The sequence below is a fragment of the Bacillus sp. DX3.1 genome (assembly GCF_030292155.1).
Classification (GTDB): Bacteria; Bacillota; Bacilli; order Bacillales; family Bacillaceae_G; genus Bacillus_A.
In genome coordinates this window covers 3892059-3908877 of sequence record NZ_CP128153.1, presented here as the reverse complement: position 1 = coordinate 3908877, position 16819 = coordinate 3892059, and the positions used below count along the sequence as shown (strand labels likewise).

Here is a 16819-nt window from a genome sequence, read left to right as displayed (position 1 = left end):
GAATCGGCTATGAGGAGAGAAAGATGGAAAAGCAATATTTAACCGTTACAGCATTAACACGCTATATGAAAACAAAAATAGAGTACGACCCGCATCTGCAGTCTGTTTGGTTAAAAGGAGAAATTTCAAATTTTAAATTTCATAGCCGTGGTCATATGTATTTCACATTAAAGGATGAAAATGCAAGAATTGCGGTGGTTATGTTTGCGGGTCATAATCGCAATATCAAGTTTAGACCAGAAGATGGAATGAAGGTACTTGTAAAAGGGAAAATTTCTGTCTATGAAGCAAGTGGTTCATACCAAATTTATGTTCAGGACATGCAGCCTGATGGTGTTGGTAATCTTCACCTAGCTTATGAGCAATTAAAGGTTCGCCTGGAGGAAGAAGGTTTGTTTTCCCGCGTTTATAAACAGCCGATGCCAGCGTATGCAAAAACAATTGGTGTCATTACATCACCAACAGGAGCAGCAATTCGAGATATTATAACGACGATTACACGCCGTTATCCGATTGGAAATGTCATTGTATTTCCGGTACTTGTACAAGGGGAGTCTGCGGCTCCCTCGATTGTACAAGCGATTCGAAAAGCAAATGTGATGAATGATATAGATGTACTCATTGTTGGACGTGGCGGTGGTTCTATTGAAGAGCTGTGGGCTTTTAATGAAGAAATGGTTGCACGAGCGATTTTTGCAAGCAAAATCCCAATTATTTCAGCGGTTGGACATGAAACTGATTTTACAATTGCTGATTTTGTTGCGGATTTACGTGCACCAACCCCAACAGCAGCAGCAGAACTTGCAGTCCCGAATGTACTTGAATTAGAGGAGAAAGTGCTGCAACGTACACTTCGTTTACAAAGAGCAACAAGAGAGACGTTACATAAAAAACAAGAACGACTACAAGTACTGCAAAAATCGTATGCGTTTCGCTATCCAAGGCAGCTGTATGAGCAAAAGGAACAGCAGCTAGATCGAACGCTTGAGCAGCTTATATTAGCAAAAGAACGTTATGTAGAGAAAAAGGTAAATCAATTGCAGCAATTCTCATTTTATTTAGAAAAACATCATCCTTCTCAAAAGATTGCGCAAACAAAGACGGCGATTGAAGCACTGCAAAAGCAATTGCAACGTGAAATGCAAACAGTGCTGCAAACGAAAGAGTTTACGTTTGTGAGAGCAGCGCAAAAACTAGAAGCGTTAAGTCCACTTAAAGTGATGATGAGAGGGTATGGGCTTGTATATAGTGAGAAAAAGCAAGTTTTAAAAAGTGTGAACGATGTCGGTGTTGGTGATGCTATTTCAGTACAATTACAAGATGGGGTACTAGATTGTAACGTACGGAGTATAGAGGAGCGTGATTTGAACAATGGAAAATAAATTAAGCTTTGAAGAAGCGATCTCGCAGCTTGAACATCTCGTTTCTAAGCTTGAACAAGGCGATGTTCCTTTAGAAGAAGCGATTTCCTACTTTAAAGAAGGTATGGAATTGTCTAAGCTATGTGATGAGAAGTTGAAAGATGTACAAGAACAAATGGCAGTTATACTTGGAGAGGATGGAGAACTCCGACCATTTACTGCTTTAGGAGATGAAGCATAGTGGCATATGTAGCTTTTGATGCTTTTGTGAAAGAGAGTAAGACTTTCGTAGAAGAACAGCTTGTACGCTATGCAAATCAATTACAATGTCCAAATGTGCTTCGCGAAGCGATGGCATATTCATTGGAAGCGGGCGGGAAGCGTCTCCGTCCGTTACTTTTATTTGCAACGTTGCAAGCGTTTGGGAAAGAAAGAGAACTTGGAATTGGAGCGGCTTGTGCTCTTGAAATGATTCATACGTATTCATTAATTCATGACGATTTGCCATGCATGGATGATGATGATTTAAGACGAGGAAAGCCGACAAACCATAAAATATTTGGTGAAGCGATGGCTGTTTTAGCTGGTGATGGATTACTAACATATGCCTTTCAAATTGTGACAGAGTATGACCACCCAGAAATCTCTGCCCAAACAAAGCTAAGGCTTGCACTGGAGCTTGCAAAAGCAGCAGGACCGGAAGGGATGGTTGCAGGGCAAGTGGCAGATATGGAAGCGGAAAGAAAACAGCTTACGCTTGAAGAATTAGAATATGTTCATAAGCATAAAACGGGGCGGTTATTAGAATTTGCTGTATTGGCAGGAGCGTTGCTTGCAGGAGCTACAGTAGAACAAGAAAAAAATTTGCTTACATTTGCAAAATACATTGGACTTGCCTTTCAAATTCGAGATGATATTTTAGATGTAGAAGGAACAGAAGAAGAGATTGGAAAGCCAATTGGTAGTGATGTCTCAAATGAAAAAAGTACATATACAACGTTATTTACTGTAGATGAGGCAAAACGCATTTTAGAAGAAACGATTGCCAAAGCAAAAGATGCAATTGCATCTTTACAATTACAAGACGAATATTTACTATCTATTTGTGATTTAATTGCAAAGCGCAATAACTAGTATAAGAACGTTTTCATTTGTTGAGTCATTCATCATTTTATGGTATAAATGTAGGAAAAGGTTTTTCTTTTCTTGTTATTGGCAAAAATAAACCTAGATCACGTTGCCGTTATCACTTTGTGTTAGCGGCTCTTTTTTCATCGTATAGAGGAATTACTATCAATAGAACCTTCCATTTCTATCGATGATAAGTTGAACTAATCAGCTTCTTATGGAAAGTGATTTTTCACTTTCTCTGAACATGGAGAAGAATTGCTTACTGTCTGCTAGAGCAGGATAAAATAAAGTAGAATTTGAAAGATAGCGAAGTATTTCTTGTGTTGTGTAAATATTTTTTATAATATTTGACATGTTGACAGATTATGAAACGAAAGTGAGTGATCCATGTGGATCTAACGCAAATTCAAGACCCTAGTTTTTTGAAAGATATGTCTATCAGTGAACTAGAGGCATTGAGTGAGGATATTCGTAAGTTTTTAATTGAAGAGCTCTCTCAAACAGGTGGACATATTGCTCCTAACTTAGGTGTAGTAGAACTCACAATTGCTTTGCATAAAGTATTTGATAGTCCGAAAGACAAATTTTTATGGGATGTAGGACATCAATCCTATGTGCATAAAATTTTAACAGGGCGTGCAAAGGAGTTTGGCACATTAAGACAATATAAAGGTCTGTGTGGTTTTCCAAAACGTTGCGAGAGTGAACATGACGTATGGGAAACCGGTCATAGTTCGACTTCATTATCTGCTGCAATGGGAATGGCACTAGCACGTGATTTGAAGAAATCGAAAGAGTATGTTGTACCAGTTATTGGAGATGGTGCATTAACAGGTGGAATGGCCTTAGAAGCACTCAACCATATTGGACACGAAAAAACAGATATGACGGTTATCTTAAATGACAATGAAATGTCGATTGCTCCGAATGTTGGTGCCCTTCATAATGTTCTTGGACGCTTACGTACTGCTGGCAAATACCAGTGGGTAAAAGATGAACTTGAGTATTTACTGAAGAAAATCCCAGCAGTGGGTGGAAAAGTTGCAGCAACTGCTGAGAGAGTAAAAGATAGTTTGAAATATTTACTTGTATCAGGCGTCTTTTTTGAAGAGTTAGGATTTACGTATTTAGGTCCTGTTGATGGTCATAATTACGAAAATTTATTTGAAACACTTCAATATGCAAAGAAAACAAAAGGTCCAGTACTTGTCCATGTTATTACGAAAAAAGGAAAAGGGTATAAACCGGCCGAAAGTGATGTTATCGGAACTTGGCATGGAACAGGAGCATACAAAATAGAATCTGGTGATTTTGTAAAACCGAAAGAAGTTGCACCAGCTTGGAGTTCTGTTGTAAGTGAAACTGTCCGTAAGCTTGCAAGAACTGATGAGCGTATTGTTGCGATTACACCGGCAATGCCAGTAGGCTCTAAGCTTGAAAAATTTCATCAAGAATTTCCAAATCGTATGATTGATGTAGGAATTGCTGAGCAGCATGCAACAACAATGGCTGCTGGAATGGCAACACAAGGAATGAAGCCTTTCTTAGCAATTTATTCAACGTTTTTACAAAGAGCATACGATCAAGTTGTACATGATATATGTCGACAAAATTTAAATGTCTTTATTGGAATTGATCGTGCTGGATTAGTTGGAGCGGATGGTGAAACGCATCAAGGCGTATTTGATATTGCGTTTTTACGTCATTTGCCGAATATGGTACTCATGATGCCGAAAGACGAAAATGAAGGTCAACACCTAGTGTATACAGCGTTGCAATATGAGGATGGTCCAATTGCACTACGCTATCCGCGTGGGAATGGTCTTGGAGTCCCGATGGATGAAGAGCTAAAGGCTATTCCAATTGGGACATGGGAGACGCTCAAAGAAGGTACACAAGCGGCAATTTTAACATTTGGTACAACAATTCCGATGGCAATGGAAGCGGCAGAGCGTCTTGAAAAAGCTGGAGTTTCTGTGAAAGTAGTGAATGCACGTTTTATTAAACCGATGGATGAAACGTATTTACATGAGCTACTTGGCAAAAATATGCCAATTTTAACAATTGAAGAAGCCTGCTTAATCGGTGGATTTGGAACAGGTGTAGTAGAATTTGCTTCAGAGCATGGTTATCATCAAGCTTTAATTGAACGAATGGGTATTCCAGATCATTTTATTGAACATGGTAGTGTTTCCAAACTATTAGAAGAAATTGGTTTAACGACAGAGGCTGTTGTGGACCGTATTCATACAATGATTCCATCAAAACAAAAAAGGGCGTAACAAATGAGTGTAAAAAAAGAAAGAGTAGACGTACTATTAGTAGAACGAGGGCTTATAGAAACGCGTGAAAAGGCAAAGCGTGCTGTTATGGCAGGGCTTGTATATGCAAATGAAATGAGACTCGATAAGCCAGGGGAAAAAATTCCGCAAGATACGCCAATTACGGTAAAAGGACAAGTGATGCCGTATGTGAGCAGAGGCGGTTATAAACTAGAAAAGGCATTAGAGACATTCCATCTTGATCTCCAAGATAAAATCATGTTAGATATTGGTTCATCAACTGGTGGCTTTACCGATTGTGCTTTGCAAAATGGAGCAAAGCTGTCCTATGCTTTAGATGTAGGATACAATCAACTTGCATGGAAGCTTCGGCAAGATGAGCGTGTCGTTGTTATGGAACGAACGAATTTCCGCTATGTAACACCGGCTGATTTAGAGCGAGGATTGCCGCAGTTTGCTAGCATTGATGTTTCATTCATATCATTAAAATTAATTCTTCCTGTTTTAAAAACAATCCTTACTCCAAATGGTGATGTTGCAGCATTAATTAAGCCGCAGTTTGAAGCAGGACGAGAACAGGTTGGGAAGAAGGGAATTGTCCGCGATCGTAAAGTACACGAAGCGGTCGTAGAGATGATTGCCCGATTTGCAGTGCAAGAAGGATATGATGTTGAAAACTTAACATTCTCTCCGATTACAGGTGGAGATGGCAATATTGAGTTTTTAATTCATTTAAAATGGCACGGAGAACGCGAGAACGGTGAGAATCACTCTCCGATGTCTGTAGAGCAAATTGTAACAGAAGCTCATACGGCCTTAAAACAAAAAGGAAAAGAGGAATAACAGTTGTTATTCCTCTTTTTGTTGGAATTGTATAATGATTGTAAAAACAATTATGTACAAGTAAACGATTATACGTTAACATAAATAAGTGAAGTATACGAATACTTAAACTAAGGTAAGAGATAGTGTGAGGTGCAAATGTATGAATAAAGGTCAGCGCCATATTAAAATCAGAGAAATTATTGCGAATAAAGAAATTGAAACACAAGATGAATTAGTTGATATTTTACGTAATGAAGGCTTTAACGTAACGCAAGCAACAGTATCACGCGATATTAAAGAATTGCACTTAGTAAAGGTGCCATTACACGATGGTCGCTATAAGTATAGTTTACCAGCAGATCAACGGTTTAATCCGTTACAAAAATTAAAACGCAATCTTGTTGATTCGTTTGTGAAATTAGACACGGCAGGACATATGCTTGTGCTAAAAACATTACCTGGTAATGCGCACGCGCTCGGGGCACTTATTGATCATCTAGAATGGGATGAGATTGTTGGAACTATTTGTGGTGATGATACTTGCCTGATTATTTGCCGTACGCCTGGAGACACAGGTGTTGTATCTGATCGCTTCTTAAATATGCTGTAACAAAAAGAATCTTGTCTACTTTTTTGCTAAAGACAGCGGAAAGTAGGCAAGATATTTTTGTTATGGAAAAAATGGATGAAATCTAAGTAGGATGTATGGTTTTTCCAGGCTGCTTTACGGAAATGAGTACATTGACCGGTAAAACGAATGTTTGGTACAATGGAGCGGGCTAGAAGAGCCGGTTTTATATACAACATATATAAGATAAACATTGAGTGATATTTGCTCAGCGAAAGCCCTTTTTAGGGGATTAGTTTATAACGAGGTGAATGGAGCATTGTTATCGGAATTATCGATTAGAAACTTTGCTATTATTGAGTCATTAAATATTTCTTTTCAAAAAGGTTTAACAGTTTTAAGTGGTGAAACAGGCGCAGGAAAGTCGATTATTATCGATGCGATTAGCTTGCTTGTTGGAGGTCGTGGTTCAGCTGAATTTGTACGGTACGGTACAGATAAAGCTGAAATTGAAGGGCTATTTTACGTGGAGGATGAAAAGCATCCATGTATTAAGAAAGCTGAAGAGCTGGATATTGAGATTGAAGATGGAATGATCATTTTAAAGCGTGACATTTCCGTTAACGGAAAAAGTGTATGCCGTGTAAATGGAAAGCTTGTTACATTAAGTATATTAAAGGAAATTGGTAAAACGCTTGTAGATATTCATGGACAACATGAAACACAGGATTTAATGAATGAGGAACGTCATTTGTTTATGCTCGATCATTTCGATGGAAATCGTATTGTCAATCAGTTAGGAAAATATCAAGATGTATATGGTGAATATGAGCAATTAAAGAAGCAATTGCGATCTTTGACGGAAAATGAACAGCAAATGGCACATCGTCTAGATTTAATTCAATTCCAATTAGAAGAAATTCGAAACGCAAATCTGACAGTGGATGAAGAAAATGAATTGGTTGAAGAACGTCTTAAAATCTCTAACTTCGAAAGAATCTACAAAGCACTTGGTGATGCATACCGTTCACTAAATGAGGATGGATGTGGTCTTGATCATGTGCGAAATGCAATGGGGCAAATGGAAAGTATTACGCATTTAGATGAGGCATATCAAGAGAATTATGATACGATTGCAAACAGCTATTATGTATTGGAAGAAGCTGCATATCAGCTTCGAGAAAAGCTGGATATGATGGAATATGATCCGAATCGTTTGGATGAAATTGAAACACGTTTAAACGAAATTCGTATGTTAAAGAGAAAGTATGGAAATACTGTAGAAGAGATATTAGTGTATGCAGATAAAATTGAGCAAGAAATTTTTACAATTGAAAATAAAGATGTGCATATTGAAACGACGAAAAAGAAATTAAAAGAATTAGAAGAAGTTATTTTAAAGGAAGCAACAGTATTAAGTGATATGCGTCATGAACTTGCAGAGCGCCTAACCATTGCTATTCATCAAGAATTAAAAGAACTATATATGGAAAAAACAAAATTTGAAGTGAGAATCGCAAAAAGAGAAGGCGTTGTCGAGGATCCTCTTGTAGAGGGTATTCCAGTGAAACTTACATCAGCTGGATATGATCATGTAGAATTCTATATTTCAACGAATCCAGGTGAACCGTTAAAACAACTTTCAAAAGTTGCTTCTGGCGGTGAGTTATCTCGTATTATTTTGGCGTTGAAAAGTATTTTTTCTAAGCACCAAGGCGTTGCATCTGTCATTTTTGATGAGGTAGATACAGGTGTGAGTGGACGAGTTGCACAAGCGATTGCTGAAAAGATTTATCGCGTATCCGTAAATTCACAAGTGCTTTGTATTACGCACTTACCTCAAGTAGCGTCGATGGCAGATTCACATTTATTTATTCGCAAACAAGTTGCGAACGATCGTACGATTACATCAGTTACTGTGTTAAGTACAGATGAAAAAGTAACAGAAATTGCTCGTATGATTTCCGGTGTAGAGATCACGGATTTAACGACGGAACATGCAAGAGAGTTGCTCACGCAAGCGCATCGTTTTAAACAGACAGCAGAGGCTATCCAATAATGGATAGCTTTTTTGCTCAAAATATGATTTCTTAATTCTTCCGGTTATAAACAAAGCGTTGCAAGGAGAAATTAAAAGATGAAGCCATTAGGCTGAATGTGAGGTAGGAGCGAGGAGAGTGAATAGATTGAAGTCAGAGCAATTCCGAAAAATAATAGGTCTTTGTCTCCTTGTTTCGCTAATTTTTATCGGATGTTTTAAACCGTTACGTACGTTTATCACATTTCCAAAACAACTGGTTATCTTTGAAGGACAACAATCGGAAGTATCATCATTGCCTGTCTTTCAAGCTTCATCGACAAATCAAAGCATTTTTACAGTAAGTTCTAATACGGAACGGCATGAAGGGCTCACACTAAATTCGCATCAAAACGGTGAGGCGGATATGGTCTTTCAACTTGCTGGTTTTCCTGTAAAAAAAGTAAATGTAAAAGTGTTAAAAGACTTTAAAGTTATTCCAGGTGGACAATCGATTGGAGTAAAGTTAAATACAAAAGGTGTACTTGTGGTTGGACATCATTTAATTCAAACAGAAAGAGGGAAAGTATCTCCTGGAGAGTTAGCAGGTGTACAAGTAGGGGATATGATTACAGAAATTAATGGGAAGACAATTGAGCGAATGAGTGATGTAGCACCTTTTATTCATGATAGCGGGAAAACAGGCGAACCACTTAACCTTGTCTTATTACGGGATGGTAAATATATTCGAACGAAATTGACGCCAGAAAAAGATAATGGTGAGGCATCTTATCGAATTGGTTTATATATTCGTGATTCAGCAGCTGGTATCGGGACAATGACTTTTGTTCATCCGGATTCCATGAAATATGGCGCACTTGGCCATGTGATTTCTGATAATGATACGAAGAAACCAATTCAAGTAGAAGATGGACAAATTGTTCGTTCGACAGTTACTGCTATTGAGCGTGGTAGCAATGGGAATCCAGGAGAAAAATTAGCAAGATTTTCACCAGATCGTGAAATAATAGGTAACATTACAACGAATAGCCCGTTCGGTATTTTTGGGAAATTAAATACTGGAGTGAGAAATGGTGTCATGGATAATGCGATGCCGATTGCTTTGTCTAACCAAGTAAAAGAAGGGCCGGCAAAAATGTTAACAGTCATTGATCAAGATAAGGTAGAGGCATTTGATATTGAAATTATAAGTACTGTACCACAAAAGTTTCCGGCTACAAAAGGAATGGTTGTTAAAATTACAGATAAACGCTTATTAGAAAAAACAGGTGGGATTGTCCAAGGGATGAGTGGTAGTCCTATTGTTCAAGGTGGGAAAGTAATCGGTGCAGTAACACATGTATTTGTAAATGACCCAACTTCAGGGTATGGTGTTCATATCGAATGGATGTTACATGAAGCGGGAATTAATATTTATGAACAAGAGAAAAAAGCAAGCTGATAAAACATCAGCTTGCTTTTTTCTTGAGAAATTCGTTGAAATGTTGTAAAAGCTCCGCAAGAGCTGTTTTTTGTTGTAAAATGAAAGGAAAGAATAAACATTTTATTGTAATCCTATGAAGGAATGTGTAAAGAAAGAAAATAAATGAGCGATAAACATATTTTTTTGTGATTTTATTGGAAGTTAAGAAACTTTAAAGGGAATTTTCACACAATTGTCGAACAATTCATGTAGCCTAGAAGCTTACACATGTCGGGAGAATCAATTCGGTAAGGGAGGAAAAGCAGTGGAAAAAATCAAAGTATGTCTTGTGGATGATAATAAAGAACTTGTATCAATGTTAGAAAGTTATGTTGCTGCTCAAGATGATATGGAAGTAGTCGGAATTGCCTATAATGGTCAAGAGTGTTTAAACTTACTAAAAGAAAAACAACCAGATGTGCTTGTTTTAGATATTATTATGCCACATTTAGATGGCCTAGCGGTATTGGAAAAAATGCGAAACATTGAACGACTGAAACAACCCAATGTCATTATGCTAACGGCGTTTGGGCAAGAAGATGTAACGAAAAAAGCAGTTGATTTAGGTGCTTCTTATTTCATATTAAAGCCATTTGATATGGAGAATTTAACGAGTCATATTCGTCAAGTAAGTGGTAAAACGAGTACTACAATTAAACGCCCACTGCCATCTTTCCGATCTGCAACAACAATAGATGGAAAACCGAAGAACTTAGATGCAAGTATTACGAGCATTATTCACGAAATTGGTGTGCCGGCTCATATTAAAGGATACATGTATCTGCGAGAGGCAATTTCTATGGTATATAACGACATCGAACTACTTGGATCTATTACGAAAGTCCTATATCCAGATATCGCGAAAAAGTACAATACAACAGCAAGCCGTGTTGAACGCGCGATCCGCCATGCAATTGAAGTAGCTTGGAGTCGCGGGAATATTGACTCCATTTCGTCCTTATTTGGTTATACAGTATCCATGTCAAAAGCGAAACCTACGAATTCAGAATTCATTGCGATGGTTGCTGATAAGTTGAGACTGGAACATAAGGCTTCATAAGCATTGATATCATAAGTTTTTTAAGTGTTTCGTAACAAAATTTAATAGCCAACAAATTACATATGTAAGCAATAAAGTACATAGGTAATTGGCGGTTAATTTTAAAACCTTCTATTTATTGGATTGAAATTTTTATTCCAATAGCTAGGAGGTTTTTTTGTTGTATGAATAACTTTCAGATGAATGTTGAAAATTTTTTACTTCATTGACGTTGAATCGCGTTTAGGCATGAAACCAATTGATATGCGTAGCCGTCGTTTGGTGGATTACAACTCAGCGCAAAACTATTATAAAGGGCTTCACATTACCGTTGAGAATGTTCGTGCGGATTATTACGGGGAATTAGATTTCGAATCTCAACAATATGCAGAACAAAAATAATGAAATCATAGAAAAAGCAAGCTTCGTGCTTGCTTTTCTTTTTATAGAATCAAGATTATTTTATTCCTTATTTTTCTTCTTCTCTTCTTCTTCTATATTCCATTCATCGCCCCAATAAATTTCAATTGTATCTCCCGCTTGCATATTTTCATAAGCAGGTATTTCAACTTTAATCCCTTCAATTACATCTTTTTCATCAATTGTGTTATTTGTTTGAGGCTGTAATTTCTTTTCTGAATCATTGGATTTATTAGTAGTCATACAACATCTCTCCTGTTTAATTAAATAATTACTACGCACCCCGATATTATTTCTGTTTTATGTAAACTTATACCTTCCACATTAATTAGTATTATTTAGCGTCGTTATGAGGATGATATGGGCGTTTAAAGTGACGGTGCAATTCCAAAGGAATCGCCCAAACGTGTAGCAGATTTCATTTTCATATTTGAGTAGGAAACAAGCAAGAATATGTGTCCTTACTGGATTTGTAAGCAATCGTAAAGGATAGTGATTAATGACCGATGGGAAAGTATAAAAAAAAGAACGCGGGGCATTGTCGCCGCCCTACGTCCTTATAAAACGAATTGATTTAAACTATCTTCAATTTCCTCTTCTGTAATGTCGATGTATCTTAGTGTGATTTCGGGGTGGGAATGGTTTAAGATCGCTTGCAGTTTTGCAACGTCCTTTGTTTATAGAACCAGTAACCGAAAGTCTTACGCATTGTATGAGTGCCAATACCTTCTGTAATATCAGCCATTTTAGCCGCCTTATTTAGCTGTCTATAAGCTTGTGTCGTTGTAATAGGCTTATCCCCTTTACGAGAAGGTAACAGCCATTCAGAAGTTACTGTATTAGCGTATTCTTGTACTTCATCGTCTTTCCTTCTTGAATAGTAATCTTTCTTTTAACGCTTCCTTAATATCTGTTTCTAAATTACTTTTTGATAAATCATATAATGTCCCTGCACTTTTAAAGTACCCACCAAAGTAATACCATAACTCAATGTAATATGCGTAAAAGTCATCACCTTCGAATTTAGGACCATCATAATCCATCGCTATTTGAGTATCTTATCATTATTCCGCTAGTTAGCTGAAATCAAGTGTAAATGATCTGCAGAGGTTGAAGAAACAGAACTACATCCTCAATAAACAAAAAAAGTCATACACATTGGTATTGTATGACTTTTGCATTTTAATCTTGTAATTCAAGAGCATTATTTACGCTTTTGCGTATAAAAATCAACCTCCACCGTCACCTACTGAAAGTCCTTGAATAATACCGCTAGGTTGCTGAGATTTTGTTGAATTTGTTACACCAACCGTTAATGCTAAAACCGTAACGATCCCCATCAAACTTAAAAGTACCTTTCTCATTTTAATCCCCCTTTATCAATTGCTTTCTTTTTTGCCTGTAAACCTAAATAAAAATATTTACTTGCTTCAGAATGTTGATCCTCTTCATAGAATTTAATCGCTAATGATTCATAATGTTCCTGAACATTCTCATATAGTTCTTCTCTTTCAAAATACTCAATTCCTGCTAACACTACTTTTGCAAGTGTTTTAGCAGGTGAATTGTTGTTCATTTCTCGTAAAATCATGTAGCGATGTTGGAATTCTTCCTGTTTTAGTTCATTACTAATCTTTAACCCTCTTTCGATCAATTCACCTGCAATGTCAGTTTCTTTTAACTTGTAGTGTTCTAAAGCCTTAGCAAAGATAGCTTTATAATGATTTGGGGACTTCTCAACAACTTCAGAAAGATAACGAATTGCCAATGGAGAAAGGTTTTGATTGGAATACATCCATCCTAAGTTATGTCGAACCATTAAAATGAATTTCTCTTCCCTGATTTTCTGGAACTGATCCATTGCAGCTGTGAAATGTTCTTCAGCTAGTTCCCATTCTTTTAAGTTTATACAGGCTAATCCTAAAATATTATTACAAAAAGCCACATTCACTTCATATCCTGAGTGCTTAGAAAACATATCTTTGGCTTTAGTTACTTCTTTGATAGCTTGAAGTGCTTGCTGATTATCATAATAAGAATACCCTAACTTATAATGAAATTCAGCCTTTTCAAGTTCATCAGGAATATATTGAAGTAAAGATTCAGCTTTATAATAATGGTCTTTTGCTAGAATGTAGTTTCCGATTGTATCAGAATGGATCGCTTTAAAGAAATGATAATAGTATGATAAAAAATTATCTGTCGGTATCTCGAATGATTCAATTTTATCAAAACTCTCTTTAGATACACCTAGATTATCAATTAAATAGTTATATCGGAAATTTAGTAAAGAATAATAGAGTAGCAGGTTTTGATCCTGTACTGTTTCTCCGCTTTCGTCTCTCAATTTATTAATTTTAACATCTATTTGTTCTTTTAAACGATTTGCATTACCTATACGCCTTGATCTGATTTCTATGTACCACTCATTCAATAGTTGTGTGATCTTCTCGCTTTTAGTGGATGTAAACATGAAACCCCTCCTCATCATCCTTTATATATTATTTTAATAATAACAGAAAATTACAATATTAAACACTTCGCCTAATCCATCAATGAACTTTCTCTACAATTGACAGAATATTCATCTGTTTCTGTGCAATTTAGGATGACCACTATACTTTCGATCGTTTTTGTTTATACTAAAATTTTTAAAATTGAAGAAAAAGGATATTCAGAAAAAATGTCGTAGATAAAGTAAAATATATGTGAATGTTGTTAGGATAATAATGGAAAGGTAGAGGGAATGCAATGCCTAAAGTGATTGTCCAAAGAAAAGGGGAGTATATAAGAATTATCGTTGAAAATAATTTAGCAAAAGAATATGAAGTAAATGGTATTCCTGTCATCGTAGAAGAAGTGTTTACTGAACGGATTTTATCTCGATATAAAATGTACAAGATGAGTAAAGAAGCCTCTGTACTTAAAAGGTTTTGGAGTACAGTTGAGGATAAGGTAGTGTTTCATACTCGTAAGTGGTTTCTTCCTGCGAAGGTAAGAATATATTTTGATGAATTAACTGATGTATATGCAGAGTTTTATGATGGTTTTTTTCTTGTTTCGCAGGAAATACAGAAAGAACTAAAAGCTATGCAGCAAAAAAATTTACAACCTAAATTAAAAACGGAATTTGTCTTTTTTGAAGAATTTATTAATCAAGTATTAGATATTGTTCCAGCATTCATATCAACTTACGATGGAGATGAAATAAGGATTTATACAAGGGATGAGGAGTTTATATTTTTTGTGATTGAGGGGTTAAAAAACGATATAAACAGTGAGTTCTCGTATTTTAATCCATATGATTAAAACTAGGATAGAGTTAATTGTGAAAGATGTAGAGGACGTATAAGAGGCTTCAATACAATGCTTAAAGAAGCATTAAAAGCAAGTCTTAGTTGAGAGTAAATTAAAATCAGAGCGTAATTTAATTACAAAGATAAGCAAAGAGAGAAAACGAGTGCAGGTCACCTTTTGTTATCTATAGCCGCGGCTTATATGTCGAAAAATCAAAATGGATTTATATATATCCATAAAAAAAGCAACTAAGGTGCAGCATGAATTATTCAGCTTCAACTAGGGGGATTTATTATGAAAAAGAAAATTACTTACGGTGTACTTATATTAACAATGGTAGCATTAGGAATTTACACTACTCTATCATACAACGGCGATAAAACAGAGGCAAAAGCAAAAACAGAAACAAAAGCAAAAACAGAAACAAAAGCAGAAAAAGTAGCAAGTCCAAAAATATCAGATGCTCAAACTAAATATGTAGCTAGCAATGAAGAGCATGCCAAAGCTGTCAAAGAAATTGGAGTAGTAAATGATGAAGTGATTCTAATTAGTAGAATGGTAGAGATATCCCTTCAAAAAGTTAAATTTGGGGACGAAAAATTCACTCCGAGAGGAATCCAATCTAGCAGCATGCATCGTATTCAAATGACTAAAGGGAATATAGATTATTTAAAGCAAAACCTTGATTCCATTCGAATTTCTAATAATAACACTGATGGCTATGACTATGAAAGCATTTTAAACAGGTGGATGGAAGGAAACTTTAAAGATATAACAAAAGAAGCTGAGGTCCTTCTAAGTTTTCTTTCTAATGGCAAGTATACTGGTGATGAGATAACTAAGAAAAATAAAACCGAGGAACAAGAATATATCTTACATTTCTTCGGTGATGAGGGTTTAAAACTTCAAGATACGCAATGGAATACAAAAGATTAACTAGAGTTGAGTCATAGTAGTAAGCTATGAGCCTTTCGCGGCTTATTTTTTTGATTTTTTTATGTACTATGTTTATCTTGCATTAACGGGCAGTAATACCCCCACCTCAAAGTTCGATAGGGAGCAAAGAAGGGATAAACTGCCCGTAAAAGCCCGATTGGTGAAACTTTATTAAATGGGCTTTATCCCGATATAAAATGTACGTGATGAGTAAAGGAGTTTTTGTATTTGAGTGATTTTTCATATTTTGTTGAAGAATTCTCGCGTGATATAATAAAATGAGGAAAAATACAGTGTGTCATAATAAAAAGCCCTGTAAAACAGGACTATATTATTCTTCGTCTTTCGATTGTTTTTCTAACTCAACTAATTTTTGAATTAAAATATGTTGAGGCATATGCATAAGTTGTTCAAGAGGAACACCAAGAGCTTTTGATAATCGAACTGCCGTATCTGGAGAAATTTGTAATGGTTTCATAGAAGTACCTCCTTTTTCGTATAGTATAGCATAAGATTGGGGGAGAGAGGATGACTCTTATATTTGCACACCGCGGGGCTGCGGGAACGTATCCAGAGAATACGATGATTTCATTTGAAGCAGCGGAATCGTTTCGAGCAGATGGTATTGAATTAGACGTACAATTTACGAAAGATGGGAAAGTTGTTGTTATCCATGATGAAACGGTCAATCGTACAACGAATGGAAAAGGTGCTGTTCGAAATTATTTATATGAAGATTTACGGAAGTTAGATGCAAGTCACACGTTTTTTGAGAAGGTAGGTTTTTGCCACATTCCTTTATTAGAGGAAGTGCTAGAGTGGCTCGGATCAAATCAATTGTGCCTGAATATTGAATTGAAAAATAATAAAATACCATATCGTGGTTTAGAAGAAGAAGTCATTACACTTGTACGAAAGCATGGGTTAGAAGAGAGGACGATTTTCTCTTCTTTTAATCATTACAGTATGAAAAAATGTCATATGATGGCTCCAGATATCCAAACAGCGATTTTATATCGAGAAGGTTTACATAGCCCATGGGCATATGCACAAAAAATGGGGGCTAGTGGTATTCATCCTAATTATCGTTATCTTCCTGATGGAATTGCGGAACTGACAATGGATAGTGGTGTGGATGTTAGGCCGTATACAATTAATGATGAAACAGTTATGCGTAAATATTTTGATATGAATATTTCAGCGATTATTACGGATTATCCAGAAACAGCGAGAACGTTATTGCAGACAAAAAAATGAGACGCTAATAGTAAACATACTATAATTAGAAGGGGATATTATGTCCAATATGAGGGTATAGGTCCTCTTTTTCTTTATATTTTAGGCTACATAATTAGACATTGAAAAAACAGTCTATAATGTTAATAGTAGATTTTTGTGAAAAATTTAAAAAGCAGGAATTAACTTTCGGTTTCCTGCTTCTCTTAATGAATATGAAAGGA

The 16819-nt window shown here is 36.1% G+C and carries 18 protein-coding genes and 1 pseudogene; 13 read left to right on the top strand and 6 right to left on the bottom strand.

The window, feature by feature from the left end; all coding sequences use genetic code 11:
- The first annotated feature begins 23 nt into the window (after nucleotides 1-23).
- The 10 genes from xseA (at nucleotide 24) to QRE67_RS19465 (ending at nucleotide 11108) form a co-directional block, all read left to right on the top strand.
- Entirely contained in the window at nucleotides 24-1382 is a 1359-nt protein-coding gene (xseA, locus tag QRE67_RS19510; RefSeq protein WP_286121869.1) for an exodeoxyribonuclease VII large subunit, read from the top strand.
- On the top strand, nucleotides 1372-1602 hold the full coding sequence (gene xseB / locus QRE67_RS19505) for an exodeoxyribonuclease VII small subunit (RefSeq protein ID WP_033672459.1): 231 nt from the start codon (nucleotides 1372-1374) through the stop codon (nucleotides 1600-1602). The genes xseA and xseB overlap by 11 nt, the downstream gene beginning before the upstream one ends.
- Nucleotides 1602-2495: a polyprenyl synthetase family protein gene (locus QRE67_RS19500; protein WP_286121868.1), complete on the top strand. Its 894-nt coding sequence runs from the start codon at nucleotides 1602-1604 to the stop codon at nucleotides 2493-2495. Before xseB ends, QRE67_RS19500 begins: the two co-directional genes overlap by 1 nt.
- Before the next feature lie 386 nt (nucleotides 2496-2881).
- Nucleotides 2882-4774, top strand: a complete 1893-nt coding sequence (gene dxs / locus QRE67_RS19495; protein WP_286121867.1) for a 1-deoxy-D-xylulose-5-phosphate synthase — start codon at nucleotides 2882-2884, stop codon at nucleotides 4772-4774.
- Between the two features lie 3 nt (nucleotides 4775-4777).
- The gene (locus QRE67_RS19490; protein ID WP_286121866.1) at nucleotides 4778-5617 is read left to right on the top strand and encodes a TlyA family RNA methyltransferase; all 840 of its coding nucleotides are present in this window, start codon (nucleotides 4778-4780) and stop codon (nucleotides 5615-5617) included.
- Between the two features lie 142 nt (nucleotides 5618-5759).
- Complete coding sequence (gene argR / locus QRE67_RS19485) at nucleotides 5760-6209, top strand: arginine repressor ArgR (RefSeq protein WP_286121865.1); 450 nt, start codon at nucleotides 5760-5762, stop codon at nucleotides 6207-6209.
- A 277-nt stretch (nucleotides 6210-6486) separates the two neighbouring features.
- Nucleotides 6487-8226 (top strand): DNA repair protein RecN, encoded by a 1740-nt coding sequence (gene recN, locus QRE67_RS19480; protein WP_286121864.1) that lies wholly within the window; start codon nucleotides 6487-6489, stop codon nucleotides 8224-8226.
- A 118-nt stretch (nucleotides 8227-8344) separates the two neighbouring features.
- Nucleotides 8345-9646, top strand: a complete 1302-nt coding sequence (gene spoIVB / locus QRE67_RS19475) for a SpoIVB peptidase (RefSeq protein ID WP_286121863.1) — start codon at nucleotides 8345-8347, stop codon at nucleotides 9644-9646.
- Nucleotides 9647-9932: 286 nt separating this feature from the next.
- Nucleotides 9933-10727: a sporulation transcription factor Spo0A gene (gene spo0A, locus QRE67_RS19470; RefSeq protein WP_286121862.1), complete on the top strand. Its 795-nt coding sequence runs from the start codon at nucleotides 9933-9935 to the stop codon at nucleotides 10725-10727.
- Between the two features lie 243 nt (nucleotides 10728-10970).
- Nucleotides 10971-11108 (top strand): hypothetical protein, encoded by a 138-nt coding sequence (locus QRE67_RS19465; protein WP_286121861.1) that lies wholly within the window; start codon nucleotides 10971-10973, stop codon nucleotides 11106-11108.
- A gap of 60 nt (nucleotides 11109-11168) precedes the next feature.
- Here QRE67_RS19465 and QRE67_RS19460 read toward each other — a convergent pair whose 3' ends face one another.
- From QRE67_RS19460 to QRE67_RS19440, 5 genes and pseudogenes are all read right to left on the bottom strand, one after another.
- Nucleotides 11169-11369, bottom strand: a complete 201-nt coding sequence (locus QRE67_RS19460) for a hypothetical protein (protein ID WP_286121860.1) — start codon at nucleotides 11367-11369, stop codon at nucleotides 11169-11171.
- Between the two features lie 314 nt (nucleotides 11370-11683).
- Nucleotides 11684-11988, bottom strand: a pseudogene (locus tag QRE67_RS19455) (tyrosine-type recombinase/integrase); the annotation flags it as partial.
- The gene (locus QRE67_RS19450) at nucleotides 11984-12169 is read right to left on the bottom strand and encodes a hypothetical protein (RefSeq protein WP_286121859.1); all 186 of its coding nucleotides are present in this window, start codon (nucleotides 12167-12169) and stop codon (nucleotides 11984-11986) included. The pseudogene QRE67_RS19455 and the gene QRE67_RS19450, both read right to left, overlap by 5 nt.
- A 186-nt stretch (nucleotides 12170-12355) precedes the next feature.
- Entirely contained in the window at nucleotides 12356-12490 is a 135-nt protein-coding gene (locus tag QRE67_RS19445) for a hypothetical protein (protein WP_286121858.1), read from the bottom strand.
- A complete protein-coding gene (locus QRE67_RS19440; protein WP_286121857.1) occupies nucleotides 12487-13599 on the bottom strand; it encodes a response regulator aspartate phosphatase in 1113 nt (370 codons plus the stop codon). Before QRE67_RS19440 ends, QRE67_RS19445 begins: the two co-directional genes overlap by 4 nt.
- 278 nt (nucleotides 13600-13877) lie before the next feature.
- On the opposite strand from QRE67_RS19440, the gene QRE67_RS19435 reads away from it, so the two are divergent.
- Together QRE67_RS19435 and QRE67_RS19430 are read left to right on the top strand one after the other, a co-directional pair.
- Nucleotides 13878-14435, top strand: a complete 558-nt coding sequence (locus tag QRE67_RS19435) for a hypothetical protein (RefSeq protein WP_286121856.1) — start codon at nucleotides 13878-13880, stop codon at nucleotides 14433-14435.
- 282 nt (nucleotides 14436-14717) lie between these two features.
- On the top strand, nucleotides 14718-15359 hold the full coding sequence (locus QRE67_RS19430; protein ID WP_286121855.1) for a DUF6241 domain-containing protein: 642 nt from the start codon (nucleotides 14718-14720) through the stop codon (nucleotides 15357-15359).
- 331 nt (nucleotides 15360-15690) lie between these two features.
- On the opposite strand, the gene QRE67_RS19425 is transcribed toward QRE67_RS19430, so the two are convergent.
- The gene (locus tag QRE67_RS19425; protein WP_286121854.1) at nucleotides 15691-15837 is read right to left on the bottom strand and encodes a YycC family protein; all 147 of its coding nucleotides are present in this window, start codon (nucleotides 15835-15837) and stop codon (nucleotides 15691-15693) included.
- A 50-nt stretch (nucleotides 15838-15887) separates the two neighbouring features.
- Here QRE67_RS19425 and QRE67_RS19420 point away from each other — a divergent pair, with 50 nt between their 5' ends.
- Entirely contained in the window at nucleotides 15888-16616 is a 729-nt protein-coding gene (locus tag QRE67_RS19420; protein ID WP_286121853.1) for a glycerophosphodiester phosphodiesterase, read from the top strand.
- Nucleotides 16617-16819: the final 203 nt, after the last annotated feature.